The organism is Brumimicrobium sp. (assembly GCA_023957385.1).
GTDB lineage: Bacteria > Bacteroidota > Bacteroidia > Flavobacteriales_D > Crocinitomicaceae > Brumimicrobium.
In genome coordinates, this window is sequence record JAMLGZ010000001.1 from 623,120 (window position 1) to 644,775 (window position 21,656).

Annotated in this window: 14 protein-coding genes and 3 tRNA genes; 13 read left to right on the plus strand and 4 right to left on the minus strand. The window is 34.7% G+C overall.

The window, feature by feature from the left end; translation table 11 throughout:
• The first annotated feature begins 31 nt into the window (after nucleotides 1-31).
• The 3 genes from M9897_02685 to arsC are packed head-to-tail and all read left to right on the plus strand — an operon-like array spanning nucleotide 32 to nucleotide 1,868.
• The gene (locus M9897_02685; GenBank protein ID MCO5267786.1) at nucleotides 32-772 is read left to right on the plus strand and encodes an ABC transporter permease; all 741 of its coding nucleotides are present in this window, start codon (nucleotides 32-34) and stop codon (nucleotides 770-772) included.
• Nucleotides 773-1,528 carry an ABC transporter ATP-binding protein gene (locus tag M9897_02690; GenBank protein MCO5267787.1) on the plus strand — a complete coding sequence of 252 codons (756 nt, stop codon included), beginning with the start codon at nucleotides 773-775 and terminating at the stop codon, nucleotides 1,526-1,528.
• A 1-nt stretch (nucleotide 1,529) separates the two neighbouring features.
• Complete coding sequence (gene arsC / locus M9897_02695) at nucleotides 1,530-1,868, plus strand: arsenate reductase (glutaredoxin) (protein MCO5267788.1); 339 nt, start codon at nucleotides 1,530-1,532, stop codon at nucleotides 1,866-1,868.
• 208 nt (nucleotides 1,869-2,076) lie between these two features.
• Here arsC and M9897_02700 read toward each other — a convergent pair whose 3' ends face one another.
• The gene (locus M9897_02700) at nucleotides 2,077-2,784 is read right to left on the minus strand and encodes an ATP-binding cassette domain-containing protein (protein MCO5267789.1); all 708 of its coding nucleotides are present in this window, start codon (nucleotides 2,782-2,784) and stop codon (nucleotides 2,077-2,079) included.
• Between the two features lie 193 nt (nucleotides 2,785-2,977).
• Between M9897_02700 and M9897_02705 the strand changes: the two genes are divergently transcribed.
• The 3 genes from M9897_02705 (at nucleotide 2,978) to M9897_02715 (ending at nucleotide 7,975) form a co-directional block, all read left to right on the plus strand.
• A complete protein-coding gene (locus tag M9897_02705) occupies nucleotides 2,978-6,037 on the plus strand; it encodes a tetratricopeptide repeat protein (protein ID MCO5267790.1) in 3,060 nt (1,019 codons plus the stop codon).
• Nucleotides 6,030-7,790, plus strand: coding sequence for a hypothetical protein (locus M9897_02710; GenBank protein MCO5267791.1), 1,761 nt, complete (start codon nucleotides 6,030-6,032; stop codon nucleotides 7,788-7,790). The genes M9897_02705 and M9897_02710 overlap by 8 nt, the downstream gene beginning before the upstream one ends.
• A 112-nt stretch (nucleotides 7,791-7,902) precedes the next feature.
• Nucleotides 7,903-7,975 (plus strand) — tRNA-Met (locus M9897_02715).
• A gap of 374 nt (nucleotides 7,976-8,349) precedes the next feature.
• On the opposite strand, the gene M9897_02720 is transcribed toward M9897_02715, so the two are convergent.
• Nucleotides 8,350-8,423, minus strand: a tRNA-Ile gene (locus M9897_02720).
• Between the two features lie 174 nt (nucleotides 8,424-8,597).
• Here M9897_02720 and M9897_02725 point away from each other — a divergent pair.
• From M9897_02725 to M9897_02750, 6 genes are all read left to right on the plus strand, one after another.
• On the plus strand, nucleotides 8,598-9,257 hold the full coding sequence (locus M9897_02725) for a CoA transferase subunit B (GenBank protein MCO5267792.1): 660 nt from the start codon (nucleotides 8,598-8,600) through the stop codon (nucleotides 9,255-9,257).
• A 3-nt stretch (nucleotides 9,258-9,260) separates the two neighbouring features.
• A tRNA-Thr gene (locus M9897_02730) sits at nucleotides 9,261-9,333 on the plus strand.
• A gap of 92 nt (nucleotides 9,334-9,425) precedes the next feature.
• The gene (locus tag M9897_02735; GenBank protein ID MCO5267793.1) at nucleotides 9,426-10,370 is read left to right on the plus strand and encodes a bifunctional riboflavin kinase/FAD synthetase; all 945 of its coding nucleotides are present in this window, start codon (nucleotides 9,426-9,428) and stop codon (nucleotides 10,368-10,370) included.
• The gene (locus M9897_02740; GenBank protein MCO5267794.1) at nucleotides 10,327-10,911 is read left to right on the plus strand and encodes a leucine-rich repeat domain-containing protein; all 585 of its coding nucleotides are present in this window, start codon (nucleotides 10,327-10,329) and stop codon (nucleotides 10,909-10,911) included. The genes M9897_02735 and M9897_02740 overlap by 44 nt, the downstream gene beginning before the upstream one ends.
• A 4-nt stretch (nucleotides 10,912-10,915) precedes the next feature.
• A complete protein-coding gene (locus M9897_02745) occupies nucleotides 10,916-12,886 on the plus strand; it encodes a PrsW family intramembrane metalloprotease (protein MCO5267795.1) in 1,971 nt (656 codons plus the stop codon).
• 2 nt (nucleotides 12,887-12,888) lie between these two features.
• Nucleotides 12,889-13,320, plus strand: coding sequence for a nucleoside deaminase (locus M9897_02750; protein MCO5267796.1), 432 nt, complete (start codon nucleotides 12,889-12,891; stop codon nucleotides 13,318-13,320).
• A gap of 53 nt (nucleotides 13,321-13,373) precedes the next feature.
• On the opposite strand, the gene M9897_02755 is transcribed toward M9897_02750, so the two are convergent.
• Nucleotides 13,374-15,590 (minus strand): NADP-dependent isocitrate dehydrogenase, encoded by a 2,217-nt coding sequence (locus M9897_02755; GenBank protein ID MCO5267797.1) that lies wholly within the window; start codon nucleotides 15,588-15,590, stop codon nucleotides 13,374-13,376.
• A gap of 160 nt (nucleotides 15,591-15,750) precedes the next feature.
• On the minus strand, nucleotides 15,751-16,926 hold the full coding sequence (locus M9897_02760; GenBank protein MCO5267798.1) for a T9SS type A sorting domain-containing protein: 1,176 nt from the start codon (nucleotides 16,924-16,926) through the stop codon (nucleotides 15,751-15,753).
• A 201-nt stretch (nucleotides 16,927-17,127) separates the two neighbouring features.
• Between M9897_02760 and M9897_02765 the strand changes: the two genes are divergently transcribed.
• On the plus strand, nucleotides 17,128-21,555 hold the full coding sequence (locus tag M9897_02765) for a gliding motility-associated C-terminal domain-containing protein (protein ID MCO5267799.1): 4,428 nt from the start codon (nucleotides 17,128-17,130) through the stop codon (nucleotides 21,553-21,555).
• Nucleotides 21,556-21,656 lie beyond the last annotated feature (101 nt).

Consider the following 21,656-nt stretch of genomic DNA (forward strand, 5'->3'; position numbering starts at 1 on the left):
TCCCGAAGATGTTATTATTTTAGCATGTTATATGAATTACATTAGTTCCATAGGGAGATATATGAGAATGCTCACACGTGTATTTTCACGTCCTGAACGCTTTCGTGTATATTATACCAGAATTGTTCAAGAAATTGGCATTATTGGTATGAGTTCGATTGCTATTGTGGCCATTCTTTCCGTTTTCATGGGGGCAGTAATTGCACTACAAGTTGGGTCTAACATGGATAGCCCACTTTTACCAAAATATACTATTGGGTATATTACTCGTTCGACTACTATTTTGGAATTCTCTCCTACTATCATGTCATTGATTCTAGCTGGTAAGGTAGGTTCAAATATTGCTTCAGAAATTGGCACCATGCGTGTTACCGAACAAATTGATGCGTTGGAAATTATGGGTGTAAATTCATTAACCTATTTGGTATTCCCAAAGATTGTAGCTGCTGTTTTCTTTATTCCATTTTTGATTATAATGTCTATGGGATTATGTTTAATCGGAGGATATTACGCAGTTGTCTCAATTGGTTTAGCTTCACATGAAGAATATATTTTTGGAATCAGAGCTTTTTTTAGGGTAAGTGATGTCTCTTACGCATTAATCAAAACGTGTATTTTTGCATTTATAATCACTACTGTTTCTGCATATTTTGGTTATTATACAAAGGGTGGAGCATTAGATGTTGGAAAGTCTTCTACTCAAGCAGTTGTTTGGAGTAGCATTATCATCCTGTTATCTGACTTTGTACTTACTCAACTTATTTTGGTCTAAATGATTGAAGTTAAAAATATTAATAAATCATTTGGAGAAAATCATATACTTTTTGATTTTTCCGCTCAATTCCACAAAGGAAAGGTGAATCTAATTATTGGTCAATCTGGTCAAGGTAAATCTGTTTTAGCAAAATGCTTAGTTGGTTTATTGGAGCCAGATAACGGAGAGATATGCTATAATGGAAAAGATTTCACTAAACTATCTCAGAAAGAAAAGAATGAAATTCATAAAGAAATTGGGATGCTCTTCCAAGGTTCTGCCTTATTTGATTCTATGACTGTTGAGGAAAATATTATGTTTCCACTACGTATGTTTACTAGTATGTCTAAGAAGGAAATGATGGATCGTGCTAATTTCTGTCTAGAGCGTGTGAATTTAAAGGGTAAAAATAAACTCCTTCCGGCTGAGTGTAGTGGAGGTATGCAGAAAAGAGTTGCAATTGCAAGAGCTATTTCTATGAATCCTAAATATTTGTTTTGTGACGAACCAAACTCAGGTCTAGACCCAGGAACCTCCATTGTTATTGATAATCTTATTAAAGAACTTACCTATGAATATGAGATGACTACTATTGTCATTACGCATGATATGAATAGTGTGATTGAGATAGGAGATTATATCACATTCATCCATCAAGGAAGGAATTGGTGGCAAGGCTCCAAAGAGGAAATTATACAAACTGAAAACAAAGAAATTATCGATTTTGTGTATGCCTCGAAGTTTATGAAAACACTCAAAGGAAAATTAAGTTAATATGAAAGTATTTCACAATCCTCGCTGTTCTAAAAGCCGTTGTGCATTAGATATTCTAGATGAAAAACAAATAGACTATGAAGTCGTAAAATACTTAGAAGAAGGTCCTTCAAAGGAAGATATTAAAGATGTATTAAAAAAGTTAGGCTTACCTGCTGAAGATATTGTTCGCAAAGGAGAACAAGTGTATAAAGACAATTTTAAAGGAAAAAAACTGACAGAAGAGCAATGGATTGATGCTATGGTAAAATATCCTATCTTAATTGAAAGACCTATACTTATTAATGGTGACAAGGCAGTAATAGGAAGACCACCAGAAAGAGTTTTAGAGATTTTATAGATTAACTCGCTGCGCATTTAGTATAAAGTGTAAATTTTAGTGTTAGACCCGACACTTCTTCGTTCGTCTGAGTGATAATATAGGGAGAGGATAGTGCAGTCGGCAAAGCCGACCAATAGTAGCTACTTACGGTTGTAACCCGGAGAACCTTGGTTACTCAGGGTTTATTCATTGAATTGGTCAGTCTTTTATAAATGTACGACGGGTTTTAGATTAGATTTTCTTCGAATGGATTAAAATTCCCAATACCCTCAATCTCTTTTACGGTATTATTCTCAACCCTTAAAACCCTTCCTGGAAATTTCTCAACTAGATGGATGTCATGTGTGGCCATCAAAAGAGCTGTCCCTTCTGATGCAATTGCATGTAAAAGTCGCATAATAGCCTCTGCAGTTTCCGGATCTAGATTTCCCGTAGGTTCATCTGCCAGAATGAGTTGTGGGTTATTCAAAAGGGCTCTCGCAATTGCAACACGTTGTTGCTCGCCCCCAGATAATTCATGGGGCATTTTATAGGCTTTTTCTTCGACATCAACCATTCGCAAAACTTCTAAGCCGCGAATTTCCATCTGTTTTTTGTCTTTCCAGCCAGTAGCTTTCATCACAAAGAATAAATTCTGCATCACAGATCTGTCTGTAAGTAGTTGAAAATCTTGAAAAACAATTCCAATCTTTCTTCTCAACATGGGGATATCTTTCCTCTTTAATTTATTTAAATTATATCCTACGCAATTCCCTTCCCCTCCAACTAATTCTAGATCAGCATAAAGCACTTTCAAGAAGCTACTTTTTCCTGACCCTGTTTTCCCTATTAAGTAAACAAATTCTTTTGGCCCAATAGAAACGTTAATGTCTTGAAGTACGGTTACTCCCTTTTGCTCAACTCTTCCTAGTTCAATATTGATTACTTTTTCCACGCTTTTAAAGATTTATACAAAGATGACTAAAATAAAAAAAAGAATTTGATTTATAAAACAACAATTTAAACACAATCACGTTCAAAACTTTTAAAATAGGTCAAATTCTTCAGCATATTCCTTTTTAATTTTATCATTTAATACCAAAGTCTCAATGATGATAATACCACGTGGTTTTATATTAATTTTCTGTATGATATTTTCTTTTTTAGCTTGGGGGCAAGCTTCTGATCGTTATAAAGGAGAATATGCAAATTTCTATAGAGGTGAAGAGCTTTACGAGAAAGCACAATATGGGGCTGCACGCGAAGTGTTCTCCGAATTTACCAAATCTTTTCAAGACGTACAAGATCCTATGTATGTGAAGGCACGGTATTATGAAGGAATGGCAGCACTTGAACTTTTTAATGGAGATGCTATCAAATTGCTAATGGAATTCAATAATGAATACCCAGAAAGTATTTATAAGAATACAATCTTTTTTAAAATTGGTGAAAATTACTACCAAAGTAAAAAATATAAGGATGCCAAAGAATGGCTAGATAAAACAGACCCTAAAGAATTAGATACAGCACAATTAGCAACGTATCATTTTAAATTAGGATATGCCAATTTTCAGTTAGAAGACTATGCTTCTGCTAGAAATGAATTTTATGAAATAAAGGATGGTAAATCGAATTATAGCGATCCTGCCTTATATTATTATTCACACATTGCATATAAAAATAAAGCCTATCAAGAAGCCTTAGATGGTTTCTTAAAACTACAAAATAACTCTGCCTTTCAGAAAGAAGTAGGATACTATATTGTTCAGATCTACTATTTAATGGGTAATTACAAGAAAGTAGCTGAACTGGCCCCAGAATATACCAATAATGATAATGGGATTGAAAAGAATACGGCAGAAATGAATCTACTTATCGGTGATGCATATTATAGAGTTCAGAAATATGATGAGGCAGTTGCATATTTAGAAGATTATAATAAAAGAAAAGAAACAACTCGTGATCAAGATTATGCATTAGCCTACTCTTATTTAAAAAGTAAACAATATGATAATGCTGTAAAATTATTTAATCGGGTTACCAAAGAGAATGATGCCCTTACCCAAGCAGCGTATTACCATATTGCACAAGCATATATAGAAAAGGAAGAGTTGAATTATGCACGTGCAGCCTTTAAATCTGCCTCTGATGTTGATTTTGATATAAAAATTCAAGAGGATGCCCTTTATAATTATGCCGTATTATCTTACAAGGTTGATTACAATCCATACAATGAATCTATCAAAGCGTTTGAGTTATATCTTGCTAAGTTTCCAAATTCTGATAAAACTGAAAACATATATAATTATATGGTAAATGTGTATTCAAGTACTAAAAACTATGAAGAAGCTTTAAAATCATTGGATCGTATTCCTAATAAGAATATTAAGTTGAAAACAGCTTATCAGATTGTTTCATTCAATATGGGTATTGAAAAATACGAAAGAGGTGACTATACAAAATGTATTGAGATTTTGAAAGGTGTAAATAAGTATGATGTAAATCCGATGATTACAGCGAAAGCCAAATTTTGGTCGGCAGATGCTAATTATATGTTGAAAAGTTGGAGTGCAGCAATTAATGGATATCGTGACTTTTTGTTAGTTCCTGGAATGAACGACCTTCAACTAAAAGAAAATGCCTATTATAATATTGCCTATGCTTATTTTATGCAAAAAGATTGGGTGCAAGCAATCCAGGCATTTAGAACATATACTCAATTATCTAATATCAAAGACAAAGCGCGTTTAGGTGATGCTTATACTCGCCTAGGAGATTGCTATTTTACAAAAGATGATCCTGATTTCCAGAAATCAGCAATGAATTATGAAAATGCCCTTAGTTATGACGGGATACAGAAAGATGAGGTATTATATTCTTTATCAAAAGTGTATCGACTCATGCCAGCAAAGAGAGAAGCACAAATCACTACACTTGAAAAGCTACTGAAGGATTATCCAAAATCAAATTTTGTTATTCCAGCCTTATTTGATATAGCATCGGGCTATAAAAATGAAGGAAAATATACGGATGCTTTGATAAATTTTAATAAAATCATTCAAGATTATCCAAGTAACATTCTTGTTAAAGATGCGCTAATTGAGATAGCAGACATTAAATTTAAACAGAAAAATTATCAAGAATCTGAAAGCTACTTCAGACGTGTACTTAAAGAATTTGCATTAGATGATGTAACATGTAAGAGAGTTACTAAAGGAATAGTCGATATCTACAGAGCTACCAGACAGCAAGACAAGATTGTAGCTTTAGGTAAAGAGTTTCCATGTGCTGAGATTTCATCTGACGATGAGGAGATTTTCTTCTATGAGACAGCTAATGAGCTGTATGTCAATGAAAAATATAATGAAGCAATTACTGAAATAAATAAATATTTAAAGAACTTCCCTGACGGTCGATTTGCGATACAACTTACAAGTTATTTAGCTGATATTTACTATCAAAGAGATGACCAAGAAGAGGCAGTCTTATACTATAGTAAGATTATAGAGAAGCCAAACTCTCCCTATACGGAAGAAGCACTAATCCGAAGTTCAAAAATCCTTTTTAATAACGAACAATATGATCAGGCGCTTCCATACTATGAGAAGTTGATTAAGTTAACATCCAATTCACAAGTAATTTATAATACACAATTGGGACTAATGAGATGTTATTATCTTTTGGAAGATTATACCAAGGCAGCTGATTATGCGTCAAAAGTCCTAGAGAACGAATTACTAAAAGATAAAGAGTTACAAGAAATCTCAAATTATATAGCAGGTGTTTCTTACTTTAAATCAGATCAATTACAGAAATCGCTTAGTTATCTCCGTTGGACTGCTGATAAGATTAGTAATGAAAGAGGGATGGAAGCCTTATACCTGCTTGCAGAGGCAAATTATCTATTAAAAGACTATGTGAATGCGGAGAAACTACATAATGAATTAATGAATCGCAAACCTATGGATGCTGTGTGGATGGGAAGATCATTTATTTTACAAGCTAAGGTGTTTATGGCGGTTGATGACTTATTCCAAGCTGAACAAACTATTAATATTGTAATTGAGAAATACCCGAATTCTGATGATGGAATTAAGGAAGAGGCACAATCCGTAAAAGAAGAGATTTTACAGTTGAAAGAAACTCCTAAAGATGTGGAGGACAATATAAACCGAATGATAGATATGAATGATGAAGATAATGAATAAATATTTCTTACTGATCACGTTGATTCACTTGATTTCTTCTGCATTTGCCCAAGGAGATGTTGAAATTATTACAGAATCTGATCGTTCTATTGCACCAGCGTATAGAATTTCTTCTAGGCCGAAGACTATTGATACAACAATCTATTCTCCTGTTGTTGATTATCCTTATCTTGTTATTCAGAAGGAAACTTCTTTTAATGTTGAGGAAATAAAACCAGCGACCATAAAACAACGCGCCCAATTGACTCAACTATACAATGGCTATACAAAAATAGCGGGTGGAAATATGCTTATGGGCTTAGGCGAAATCTATTATAATTCTTCTCGTTCTAGAAAATTTAATTGGGGATTTCATGGAAAGCATTTATCTGAATGGGGTAAGATTAAAAAGTATGCTCCTGCTCAATATGATATATCTAATATTAAAGCTTTTGGAAAGGTGGAAGAATCTAGATATTCATACGGTGGACAGCTATTTTATCAGAATCAAGGGTTACATTACTATGGCTTCCGAAACCCAAATGCAAGTAAAGACAGTACTTTACAACGTTATCAAACTATAGGATTTAATGGCTTTTTTGATTCACATAGAAAAGATTCGGCTATGTTTAATTATCGAATTGGGGTAGAATATGAAAACTTCCATAGTAGAAAACCCAAAATGGATACGCTAAAAGATTGGTATGGAAGAGAGAATTATGCTGCCTTAAAGACAAGATGGCAATATAATGCGACTACTAATAAGCTTCTATCTAATTTGCGTGCAGATTTAGATTTCTCATTTAACCAATATAAGTATGGAGTTAAAGGTGAACATCTTATTAATCCTTATGATAGTATTTTTACTGCTTTAGATACCACTTACCATCCACTAGATACTGGTATCCTCTCGAATGATTTTATCATTTATTTAAGACCAGTAACTAGCTTTTATGGCGTTCAGGGTAAACTGCATTTTCTGATTGGTGGGGAATTAGCTTTAGATTTTGGAAGTAAATTTAGAGCAAGTTTGTATCCGTTAGCAGAAGTGAAATATTCACTCTTTAATGATATTTTTATTCCTTATGCGGGGATTAAAGGAGGACTCAAACAGCAAAGGTATGGCTCTCTAGCGGGAAGAAATGAATTCATTGCATCAAATGTGAATTTAGTGAATGAAAGCCAATACGAAGTGCATGGAGGATTTAAAGGAACTCTTTCTTCAAGTATCAGTTTCAATACTCAATTTTCTTATGGACATTATAGAAATAGGGCTTTGTTTGTAAATGATACTATCTACTCATCTGGAAATAAGTTTGGTGTAATCTATGATACCCTAAATATTGCAACTATATCTGCAAGTATCTCTTATCAAAAAAATGAAAAGTTAAAGATAGATGCCATTGGAAGATTCCATTCGTATGAGACTAAGAACAATCCTTATGCCTGGAATCTACCGCAATTTGAAGTAATTCTGAGAGGTTATTACAATATTTTCAGTAAACTTATTGTACGAGCTGATGTGACACTCGAGACTGGACGTTATGCACGTATGTATGATAAAACCGTTGAAGGTGTAAAAATGCAAGATGGTATTTATTATAAGAAATTAGGTGTTCTTGTTGATGCGAACTTAGGAGTAGAATACAGATGGAGTAAACGTTTTTCTATCTTCGTAGAATTCAACAATCTAGCAGCGCAAAAGTACCAGCGTTGGTATGAATATCCTGTAAGTAACTTCCAATTTATGGCAGGATTAACATTTAGGTTCTAAACGGATTTCAAAAATAATTTCTAAATCCTTTGGATATCCTTAAAATGTATGTATATTTGTACCCCCGTTCGAAAGGACGTGTGTGAATAGCAATTTAGATTTAAAGATATATTGCGGGGTGGAGCAGTTGGTAGCTCGTCGGGCTCATAACCCGAAGGTCATAGGTTCGAGTCCTGTCCCCGCTACTAAGAAAGTGTTACGAGAGTAGCACTTTTTTTTTGAATATTGGTCAAAGGTTCGTCCACGATAGCTATCGGGACCTGTCCCCGCTACTAAGAAAGTGTTACGAGAGTAGCACTTTTTTTTATGGGTATACAGTCATAGGTTCGTCCACGATAGCTATCGGGACCTGTCCCCGCTACTAGTCAAAAGCATTAGCGAAGTAATGCTTTTAACCTATATTCAATTAGATATAAATACGATTTCTAAACTACCAGAATTAGTATGCAAAACCAAAATATTTAAATGTAAAAGATTGATAGTAATGATTATTTTAATTTGAGAAATAAAAAAGAGGTTGTCTCAAAACTAATTTTAAAACAACCTCTTTGGCTTTTTGTGGTCCCACCTGGGCTCGAACCAGGGACTTTCTGATTATGAGTCAGATACTCTAACCGACTGAGTTATAGGACCCAATTCTAATTCAAGACATATCTATCATTAAAACGTTTGCAAAAATAATATTATGATTGGAATAACCAAAACTATTGTAAAAAAACTCAGCTTCATTTTCTCTTTAATTTTAGGAATTTAAGTAAAAATTCATGTATCTTTGAATCCTTAGAATTGAATTAAAGAAAAATTGATATGGCACTTGATAAGGATGGAATTGCAAAGCGTATTGCTAAGGAATTAGAAGATGGATATTATGTGAACCTAGGAATTGGTATTCCCACATTAGTAGCCAATTATATTCCAGAGGGTATTGAAGTGGAATTTCAATCTGAAAATGGTGTGTTAGGAATGGGGCCTTTCCCTTTTGAAGGAGAAGAAGATCCAGATTTGATTAATGCAGGTAAACAAACAATTACTACCAAATCTGGTGCAGTATTCTTTGATTCATCTTTGTCTTTTGGTATGATTCGCGGGAAACATGTTCAATTAACTGTGTTGGGGGCTATGGAGGTCGATCAGAATGGCGATATAGCTAGTTGGAAAATTCCCGGAAAATTGGTTAAAGGAATGGGAGGTGCAATGGACTTAGTAGGATCAGCTGAGAATATCATTGTAGCTATGATGCATGCTAACAAGAAAGGAGAATCTAAAATTCTTAAGAAATGTACATTACCGCTAACTGGTGTGAATTGCATTACTAAAGTAGTAACTGATTTAGCAATGATGGAAATTAAGGGTGGTAAATTTCATTTATTAGAAAGAGCGCCTGGAGTTAGTATAGAAGAAATAAAAGCCTTAACAGAAGCAGATTTAGTTATTCCTGAGTTTGTTCCTGAAATGAAAATAGATTAATTTGCCACTCTAGCTCAGTTGGTAGAGCAGCTATCTCGTAAGTAGCAGGTCGTCGGTTCAAGTCCGGTGAGTGGCTCAATAATTTGTCCATTGAAGTAATGTGTCTAAAAATAATTTGATAGCTGGATTCCCACATCATACATTTATTATCTTTGCAATAAAAAAAGCGTGAAAATTTTCAAGGGATTCGACGACATTGACCATATTCCAAACCCTGTATTGACAATTGGTACTTTTGATGGTGTGCACTTAGGGCATCAAAAGATCATTAATCAGGTTAACGAAATTGCTCGAAAGATTGGAGGAGAGTCAGTCCTTTTCACATTTTACCCTCATCCTAGAATGGTTCTTTTCCCTGAATCTCATGGAGTTAAACTTATTGAAACACAGGAAGAAAAGTTAGCTAAACTTAAGAGAATAGGGTTGCAAAATATTATTGTATATCCATTTACTCCTGAATTTTCTAGAATCTCTGCCATTGAATTTGTACGAGATTTTCTCGTGACTAAATTAAAAGTAAAAACAATAGTTGTAGGGTATGACCATCATTTTGGAAAGAATAGGGAGGGAGATATAGAATTGTTAAAGGAATTATCAACTGTGTATGACTTTGATGTGATTGAAATTAGCGCTGAAGAGATTGATGAAGTTAATATTAGCTCTACAAAGATTCGAAATGCCTTAATGGAAGGAGAAGTGGATTTGGCAAATACCTATTTAGGAGAAGAATTTGAAATTAATGGCAAAGTAGTTCACGGGGAAAAGTTAGGAACTAAACTCGGTTTTCCAACAGCAAATATTGATATTGAAAACGATGTAAAGATTTTACCTAAAAATGGAATCTATGCTGTTCGAGTAGTTAGAGAGAATGGAACGTCTCATTTTGGTTTGTTGAATATTGGGAGTAGACCCACAGTGTCGGATTCAGAAATTATTACAATTGAAGTGAATTTATTAGATTTTAAAGGAGATTTATATGGAGATTATCTCACATTAAAACTTTTAAAACGGATTCGGGATGAGAAAAAATTTAATACTTTAGAAGAATTAAAAGAAAAGATGAAAGAAGATGAGAAAATTCTTCGTACTTGGATTAATGATTTTAATTGGTAGTGTTATCTGGTCTCAGCTCCCTAAAGATAACTATCATTACTACCTGCTTTCTGATGTGCAACATGCCAATCCAGATACTATTTTCGCGATTGATTTAAGTAAATCAAAATTGCTAGAAGTGCCACAAGAACTTAGTAAATTTAAGAATCTGAAAGCATTGAGATTAAGTAAGAATAAGTTAACTCAATTACCGGATTTCTTCACTTCATTCACTTCTCTACAGTTCTTGTATGCAGATAAGAATAAATTTATGTCCTTTCCTGCTCCAATCTTTTATCTTGAAAATCTTGAATACATAGATATAAGCAGAAATCAAATTGATGCTATTCCAGTTGGAATTAAAAACCTTACTAAACTACTGTATTTAGATATTTGGGATAACCGCCTACTTTCTATAGATAATGCTTTTATCTCTTTGCAACAAATCAAATTTATTGATTTTCGAGGAACTACCTTCTCTCCAGAATTTGTTGATAGATGGACGCAATCATTTCCCAATGCTACAGTAAAATTTGATCCACCTTGTTCTTGTATAAAATAGCTCTATGAATAAAACGCATTATATCATTATTGGTGGATTCATAATTATAGTCCTCGTCATTAATTTTTTGATTCCCGATTGGAAATATAGATCGTATGAGGAGCAAGCAGAATATCAAATTAATACTGGTAGATATGCAGAAGCTGAAAATACTTATTTAGAGCTGATAACTGAGCAAATAGGGAATATTGATTACCATCACAAACTATTGACTACTCATTTTAGTTATCATGATGGAAGTGTTGAGGATGAAAGTCGAGAAGATGAATTATATGATTTTTATCGTAGCCTTAGTGAGACATCTGATGATAGTTTAGCTGATATTGGGTATTATTGTTTGGGGTTGATAAATGGTTTTTGGGAAAAACCAAAAGAAGAGTTGCAACAATTATCAAAAGTAAAAAATAGAGATTTAAAATATCTTAATAATTCTTTGGGTGTAGCATTTCTTTCCTTAGAATCTTTAGATTCTGCAGAATATTATCTTCGTTTAGAAATACAAAATGGAGGCAATCTATCGGAGGCTTATCCTTATTTAAGTTACTTGCTTTATTATCTAAATCGCTTAGATGGAATAGACTCTCTACTTCGAGAATCACCCCAAGCAAAAGAATACATAACCAATGACTTACAGAGCGCTGTTTATTTCTTGAATGGTAATGTTTCTGGTTATATAGGCGCAGTATTTTATTATGTATTCCATAATTTTAATTTTTGGGGTTTTCTGGCAGCGATTTTAATTATGGGGAGCTGGATGATGTATCTACGAAAAGTAGATATCTATGAACCTGAAAAATGGGGTTATGTTTTGTTTACCCTCGGATTAGGGATGATTTTTTCGTTCTTAGTTCATCCAATAACAGATTATTTGAATTTAGTTGAAGGCTTTACTCTAAATGGAGAAATTGTCAATGACTTTTTATATTGTGTGTTTGGTATTGGAGCTATAGAGGAGCTTGTAAAAATCATTCCATTATTCATTATGCTACGCTATACGAAAGAAGTGAATGAACCTTATGATTATATCTTGTATGCATCAATCTCTGCTTTAGGTTTTGCTTTTATAGAGAATTTAATTTATTTGGATTCAACAAGCCTTACTAGTATTCATGGAAGAGCCTTGACTGCTGTTGTCATGCACATGTTTTTATCATCCATAATTGCATATGGAATTATTCTCAATAAGTATAAGCTGAAAAAAAATCCAGCATTCATGTTTATAATTTTCTTCCTTATAGCCAGTATTGCTCATGGTTTCTATGATTTCTGGTTGATTAATTTGAAAGTTGACGATTTTTCATTCTTATCAATAGTCTTATTAATTATAGGAATTATAATCTGGAATTTCTTTAAAAATAATGCATTAAATAACTCTCAGTTTTACGACGAAGAAAAAATAATTGAATCTGATAAATTAGGGAATTACCTCTTTTATTCTCTTGCGGGTATCTTTGCTTTTGAATATGTTGCAATCGCTCTAAAATATGATGCGGAATATGCGAACGATGCCTTGGTTGAATCGATTTACTCAGGGCTCTATTTAATTGTGTTTATTTCAGGTAAGTTAAGTCAAACACATGTAGAACCGGGTAAATGGTTACCGCTAACGAGTGCTTTTAAGGAAAGGCTTGTGGATCAATCTATTGTGGGTACAGAGTTGCAGTTACAAATGATTACAAACAATGACATCACGACTCATTTCCTCCCAAATAACGGCACTATAGCAAAAGTATTTTTCCTTTCTAAAGAACCTTATTATGTAGTAGCTTTAGAAAAGATTCAGCTCAATTCTGAAATCCTCGGAGATAGATTAGTAGTTCGTTTAAAAGATGACCTAATCTTTGAGCAAGATAAAGTTCAGGTAGTAGCAGTCTACACCGCTTTGAAAGATGTATCCTTCAATAATAAGATTCAGAAACGTAATTTCAAATTTGTAGGTTGGGCCAAATCAAAATTAATTACTAAAACTGAGTAAAGATGGATGAAATCTATGTAATTTGGATGAGGCGTTGTATTGAGTTGGCAAGGATAGCTAAAGCAAGAGGCGATAGCCCGGTAGGTTCTATTATCATTAAAAATGGAGAGATTATCGGAGAAGGAGTTGAGGCAGGGAAAACAAGTAAAAATGTTACCCGTCATGCAGAAGTAGAAGCAATCCAAGATGCTATCCAGAAAGGAGTTCAAGATTTTACAGATTGCACCATAGTCACAACTCATGAGCCTTGTATAATGTGTTCCTATGTTATTCGTCACCATAAAATCAGTAAAGTAGTTATGGGTTTGCGTGTAGGAGAAATTGGTGGAGATAGTTCTAGTTATCCTATTCTGCGAGATATATCGATTTCAAGCTGGGGAGAAGTACCAATAGTGGTAAGTGGTATACTAGAAGAGGAGTGTAAATTAATATAATAAAAAAAGGGTTGTCAATTCGACAACCCTTTTCTTACCTTATCTCTTTGAAATTAAAACTTCATAATTTCATTTAATGTAGCACTTGGACGCATAACCTGAGAAAGTGTAGCTTCCGGTGCATGATAATAACCACCTAAATTAGCTGGTGAACCTTGAACACCGTTAAGTTCTGCAACGATTTTAGCTTCATTTTCAGTTAATGCCTTAGCAATAGGTTCAAACTTAGCCTTTAAGTCTGCATCCTCATTTTGTTTTGCTAACTCTTGAGCCCAATATAGAGCCAAGTAGAAGTGACTACCTCTATTGTCTAATTCTCCAATTTTACGTTGAGGAGACTTTTCATTCATTAATAGAGAAACAGTTGCATCATCTAGGCAGTTTGCTAATACTTTTGCTTTTGTGTTTCCAGTAACTTCTGAAAGATGTTCTAGAGAAACTGCTAAAGCTAAAAATTCACCTAATGAATCCCAGCGCAAATAGTTTTCTTCTATTACTTGTTCAACGTGTTTTGGCGCAGAACCTCCGGCTCCTGTTTCAAATAAACCACCTCCATTCATTAATGGAACGATAGAAAGCATCTTTGCACTTGTTCCTAATTCCAAAATTGGGAAAAGGTCTGTTAGATAGTCACGTAACACGTTTCCAGTAACAGATATAGTGTCTTTTCCATCTTTAATTCTCTGTAAAGAATGTTTACAAGCATCATAAGGAGTCATAATGCGAATATCTAAACCAGTAGTATCTAATTCTTTTAAATAAACATTCACTTTTTTAATTAATTCAGCATCATGAGCTCTGTTCTCATCTAGCCAGAATACCGCAGGAGTGTCGCTAGCTTTAGCTCTTTTAACTGCTAGTTGTACCCAGTCTTTGATAGGAGCATCTTTCACTTGACACATTCTCCAGATATCACCTTTTTCTACGTTGTGTTGCATCAATACATTTCCGTTTGCATCGATCACGCGTACAATTCCGTCTGCAGGGATTTCAAATGTTTTATCATGTGAACCATATTCTTCTGCTTTTTGTGCCATTAACCCAACGTTCGGAACACTTCCCATCGTAGCAGGGTTAAATGCACCATTTGCTTTACAGAAGTCAATAGTTGCTTGGTAAATACTAGCATAACTTGAATCTGGAATAACCGCTTTTGTATCGCGTTGAGCACCAGTCTTATCCCACATTTGTCCTGATGTTCTAATCATTGCAGGCATAGAAGCATCTACAATTACATCACTAGGAATATGTAAATTAGTAATTCCTTTATCGGAATTTACCATTGCTAAATCAGGTCCGTTTTGATAAGTAGCATCAATATCTTTTAGGATAGCTTCTTTTTCAGCAGTAGGTAGATTTTCAATCTTATTTAATAAGTCGGCAAAACCGTTATTGACATTAACTCCAAGCTTCTCAAACGTATCGTTATATTTTACAAATAAATCTTTAAAATACGTTTTCACTGCATGACCAAAGATAATTGGATCAGATACCTTCATCATGGTTGCTTTCATGTGTAAAGAAAGCATAATCCCAGAAGTTCTTGCATCGTTGATTTGTTCATTTAAGAAATTTATCAATGCTTTTTTACTCATTACTGTAGCATCAATAATTTCTCCATCCAATAATTTTATCTCTTTTAAGACTTGTTTGCTGCCATTTGAATCTAACTCAATCTTTACAGTAGTGGCTCTCTCAACAGTAACAGATTTCTCATTATGCATGAAATCCCCATCATTCATGGTTGCCACATGTGTTTTAGAATTAGCAGACCAAGCTCCCATTTTATGAGGATGTTGTTTAGCATATTCTTTAACTGCCTTTGGTGCACGTCTATCAGAATTTCCTTGTCGTAAAACTGGGTTTACTGCGCTTCCTTTGGCTACATCATATTTTGCTTTAATTTCTTTTTCTGCCTCTGTTTTTGGTTCTTCAGGATACTCAGGTAAAGGATAACCTTGGGATTGTAATTCTGCTATAGCTTTTTTGATTTGAGCTACAGAAGCAGAGATATTTGGTAACTTAATGATGTTGGCTTCAGGTTTATTTACTAATTCACCTAATTCTTTTAAATCATCGGAAACTCTTTTGTCAGCTGATAGAAGTTCAGGGAATTGAGCTAAAATTCTTCCAGAAAGAGAAATATCTCTTGTTTCAAATTTCAAATCTGCTTGCTTCCCAAATGCTTTAATAATGGGTAGAAGAGAATATGTAGCCAACATAGGCGCTTCATCAGTGATTGTATAAATAATATTTGATTTAATAGCCATATTTTAAATTTTAATAATTGTATTCTTTTCAATTGTCGCATGCAAAGATAATATTTTCTTATAGATTGTGAGGTAAGTAAAAAACTGATTTAAGCTAGTTTATAAAAAAAGCAAGGCTACCCTTTCGAGTAGCCCCACTTTGCACACTATGAAAACTCATCTATTTAATAATCTCAAGTTTACGAATAGAGTTCTCTCCATTTTTAAACTGTATCGTTATAAAATAAGTACCTTGTGTTAGATGTGATACATCAATATTATTAATATTTTCTTGTGATAGCATGAGATCTCCTACTATATTGTAAATAGAAACAGCTTGTACATCATCGCTTCCATTATTTTCAATGATAACTTTATCTTTTGCTGGATTTGGATAGATTTTTAAAATAGTTGTATTTTGTTGATTTATATCAGATGTTCCACATTCAGTACTAGGCTTTAAATTTACTGTCAATGTATTTGAAGTAGAATTATCAGATGTTGGAGTACAAGTGGTTACTAATCTATAATCTGTATTATCTGTAATACCACTTACGGTTAATGTAGTCCCTGTTGCACCACTAATATCTGTCCATGTTCCAGTTCCTGCTGGAATTCTTTGTTGCCATTGAAGTGTAACCCCTAAATCATTAGAAGACCCAGTTGCTGAAAGGATAAAATCTTCATCTGGACATAAGTCTAATGATTCATTAGAAGAAATGATTCCTGCATCTGGCGCGCCATTACAAGTAGGAGTCGGTGTATATGTGCCTATGTGAATCATATAGTCTTCACTTTCACCAAACATATATTGTGTGCAGGCATCCATTGTGCTTACTTGAGTTGAATTATAGAGTAATCTGATTCTCATTCTATAATCTCCAGTAGGTGTACTAGCCGGTACGGTATAGTTAAAGCTAGTATTGCTTCCAGCCATTCCGTTGGAAGTTCCATAAGTTGGTGCTAAATTCTGACCAAACGTAGTTAATATTTCTTCGCTTTCCTCAAATGTTCCGTTGTTGTTTAAATCTAACCATCCTCTTACATCAATCTGCCAGTATAAGTTATAGTCAGTTCCTATCTGAATTGCATACGTGTTTCCTTGCTCCAAATCTGGTGCGGTCAAACTAGTAAAATCCCCATAAGAACCAGAACTACATCCAGAGTTGCTATTATCTAATAAAGTGGTTTCACCTTGAATATTTACAGTTTTGATAGTGATATTTGGCGAACATCCGTTACTGAAATCCGGAGTGCAATAACTTTGTGCGTTTATACTAGATGGTAAGAAGATAAATCCTCCAATTATAATTTGAGAGGCAAAACAAAAAGCATTAAGTCTCCTTAATAATTCCATAATGATGCATTTTTAACAAAATTAAATGAGTAATAATAATAAAATATAATATTTACATAATAGGTAAATATATATTACAAAAGGTTATTAATGATGATTATCGGTAGTGAAGCAAATTCCAATAAAATATACTTGTATATTCCATATTTAAGTATAAATTTGTCATGCTATTTATATGAAACTTAATCTTTTACTATGCTTATGAAAAATATTTTTTTTAGCTTATTACTTATAGTGCTATCTAGTACGCTATATAGTCAATTAACCACCACCTTTCGAATTAACTACAATCAGGGATTGATGAATTTGCCAGGACAAACCATTGAAGGATTAACTCCTGAGACTTATCTAATTGCCGGTACAAATATGTCCTTTTTACCAATTTATGGGACCATTTTACAGTTAGATGCGGATGGTAACTTGATGTGGGCAAAAAGATATTTAGATAATTCTATTGCTTTCCAATTGAGTGATATTAAAAAGGATGTACCAAATAGTCAATATTATGCGTGTGGAGGCAGTTCTTCCAGTGACGCTGTTTTTATTAAAACAGATGCTAGCGGTAATTTAGTTGCTTCTAAAAGATTTGGAATATCCGAGGCTACAGGAGCTTATTTCAATAGAATTGTGAAAGCATCCGATGGTGGATATGTTGCTGTAGGGTATGTTACTGGATATGATCCTGATGGAGTTGGACCTGAACCAAAGTTTAATGCACAAACTTATACAGATGGAGATGGGAATCAACAAACTGAGTCTATCTATTCTCCCTTAATTGTAAAGTTAGATGTGAATGGGAATCATGTTTGGCATAAAGTTTTTCGCTATTATAATAACGCTGCTAAAACACCTCCAGGACATGTGATTTTCAATAGTGCTTCATTTGCTGATATTGTTGAAACAGCAGATGGATATGTAGCGGTTGGGAGATATAAGGTGGCTAATTATGGTTCGAGCACTAATAGTGATGGAGAAGATAACACTGCAACTGATGCACTTGTTTTAAAGACCGATTTTAACGGTAATGTGACCTATCATGTACAGTATGATGCGCTTAATTTTTCTGCTACGCAAGATAGTAAAAGTCTGTATGCAATAAATAAAACATCAGCTGGAACTCCCATAGCCGTTGGAACTTCTAAAACGGATGAATGGATTGTAAAGTTTGGAGCAACTGGAAATTCCTTTAACTCTACCTTTAGTCAAAGTTTCTATATTAGTGGACTGTTATCACGCCATGTTTTTGATGCGGCTAATATATATGAGGTATCAGGAACTACTGATCTCGCGATCACAGGTTTGTACATAAATATGTCTAGTCTTATTCCATCTTTTGGTACTTATACTCATAGAATAAATAGCACAGCAAATACAAATGTGTTTGCAAAATCGTATTCAGCTGGTTTGATAAGCGGTATTTTAGCTAATGGCTCATTAACACAAGATAATAGCTTTATCCTGTGTTCTACAAGCATGGGGATGACTGGATATGATTATCATGTTATAAAGACAGATCCCAATGGAGATGTCCCTTTAGATGCTTGTGCACCAAATAATATTAACCCAAAATCTGCTACAATTTCCCCTACCAATCCATCACCTTATTATAATAGTTGGTCTGGAACAGTAAAAAGTCAGAGCATCAGTATTGTTGTCTCTAATATATCTCCAACACAATCTGTTCAATGTAGAAAAATTATCTGTACCCCACCTCCTGCACCAACAGCAACTGTGGCTTCTCAGCCGGGTTGTGGACAAACAACAGGAAGCGTTACAGTATCAGGGCTGCCTTCTAGTGGAACTTGGACAGTAACTACTTATCCGGGAGCAACAACTGTAACAGGTTCAGGAACTTCTACAACAATCTCAAATTTACCTCCGGGGACATATACTTTTACCGTGACTGTGGCAGGATGTGAGTCTAACGCATCAAATCAAGTAACTATTAATAATCCGCCTGTAACTCCAGTGGCAAATCCATCAGCTACTCCAAGTTCAGTTTGTGAGGGAGAAAATGTGCAATTAAACGCTGGATCATTTAGTTCATATTCTTGGACAGGTCCTGGTGGCTTTACAAGTAATGTACAGAATCCAGTAATTACAAATATTACAAGTACGGGAACATATACCTTGACAGTTACTGCGAATGGATGTACATCTGCGCCTGTTACTGTGACGGTTACTGTAAACCCTAAACCAGCTCCTCCAACAGCTTCAAATCAGAGTTTTTGTGCTTCTGCAACCGTAAATGATTTAACGGCAACAGGAACGGGTGTTCAATGGTATTCTTCGGCTTCAGGTGGAACCGCTCTTTCGTCAGGACAAGCCTTAACAACAGGTACATATTGGGTATCGCAAACATCTGGAGGATGTGAGAGTGATCGAGTGAGTATAAATGTTACGATTAACTCATTGCCAAATGTCAATATCTCTTCTCAAAGTAATGTTACATGTAATGGAGATAACGATGGCTCAGCTACGGTAACCGCTACAGGTGGTGGATCTTTATCTTATTCTTGGAGTCCTTCAGGAGGAAATGGTGCAACAGCATCAGGATTAGCACCAGGTACTTATACCGTAACTGTAACTGATGGGAATACCTGTCAAAACACTGCTTCTGTAACAATCACAGAGCCTTCAGTAATAGCCCTTACTACAAGTTCTTCTACTTCGGATTGTTCAGTGAATAATGGAACAGCAACGGTATCTGTAACTGGAGGGAATGGAGGTAATACTTATTATTGGGATGATCCAAGTCATCAAACAACTTCAACTGCTATTGGCTTAGGTGCAGGAACATATAACGTAGTAGTAACAGATAGTAAGAACTGTTCTCAAACAGCATCTATTGTTGTAAATAATCCAAATGCTCCCGTAATTTCAAATGTAGCTGTAACAAATGCAACCTGTGAAGATGGAACGGATGGAAGTATTGCTATTACTGTTACTAGTGGAACACCAGGTTATACTTATTCATGGTCTCCTAGTGGAGGTACTTCAGCATCAGCTACTAATTTAGCATCTGGTACATATACAGTTACTGTAACAGATAATGCTGGTTGTTCGAAGGATTCAACAATTGCAGTTTCATTCAATAATCCTAAACCTGTGGTTACAGCTAGTGCATTGACTACAACTTTATGTGAAGGAGATGATATAAATCTTGAGGCAAACATTGTTGTAGGAAATAATATTACTTATAATTGGAATGGTCCTGGTGGTTTTACAAGTTCAGACCAAAATCCAACTATTACAGGAGCATCTACAAGCGCTTCTGGAACTTATACAGTGACTGTAACAGGAGATGGGTCTTGTAGTTCAGATCAAAGTTCTGTTGTAGTAACGGTAAACACAACTCCGTTAGAGCCTACTGCATCGAGTTCACAAAGCTTCTGTGGTTCTGCAAGCGTTAGTGATTTATCAGCAAGCGGTTCAAATATTCAGTGGTATTCTTCTGCTTCTGGAGGTACTCCTCTAGCTGGAAGTGATGCATTAGTAGATGGAGATACTTATTATGCTACCCAATCCAATGGAACATGTGAAAGTAATTCAACTGCTGTTACTGTTTCAATTGATGCGTCTAGTGATGCAGGTACAATTAGTGGAGATAATTCAATTTGTGAAGGTGAGTCTATTCAGTTAACAAGCGATGGTGATGCGGGAGGAACATGGAGTTCTAGCAATAATGGGACAGCTTCTGTAGATGGTTCAGGTGAAGTTATCGGAAACGATGTAGGAAGTACCACCATTAGTTATACGGTAAGTGGTTCAGGCGTTTGTCCAGATGTGAGTGCTCAGTTTGTGGTTACTGTTAATCCAAAGCCAATCATCAGTCTAGCAGGTTCATCTAGCTCAGTTTGTGAAGGTGATAATATTCAGCTTTCTGGGGATGTAACTAATAATGTAACAAATCCTGATTATTCATGGACTGGACCAAATGGATTTACTAGTTCATCTCAAAATCCAACTATTCCAGATGCATTTTCATCAGATGGGGGTACTTATACTTTGATAGTTACTTCAGCTGAAAATTGTGGATCGGATAACGGTACTGTAGAAATTATAGTAAACCCTATTCCAGTAATTAATAACGTTGATGAATATACATTAGGTGGATGTGCGGGCAATCCTCTCGAATTAGAAGTTACTAATCCTAATAGTAATTATACCTATCATTGGGTATTTGATAATAATGAGGTGCATAATGGAATCAATTATACACTAGAACCTGTAACAACTCTAAATGCAGGGACTTATTACGTTTATGCACAAACAGATCAGAATTGTGAGGCTTTAGCTGAAATAATTACAGTCAAGGTTGATAATTGTGGCGTTGAAGTTGTCGAAACTTTCTCACCGAATGGAGATGGTGTAAACGACTTCTTCAACATCTCTAATTTAGATGCATATCCTAATACTGAAGTTTGGATTTATACACGTTGGGGCTTTGAAGTTTACCACAGTGAAAACTATCTGAATGACTGGGATGGTACTTCTCAAAGTAAATTAAATGTTGGAAAAGATATTCTTCCGGAAGGTACTTATTACTATATGATTAAATTAGGTGGAGGAGAAGGTATTCCAAAATCTGGTGAAACTCTGAAAGGATTTGTATATTTAAAAAGATAATTATAATTCTTAACCCGTTGTGCATTTAGAATAAAATATAAATGAATAGTATTAGACCCCGACACTCCTTCGTCCGTCGGAGTGACAATTCCTAGGGTGAA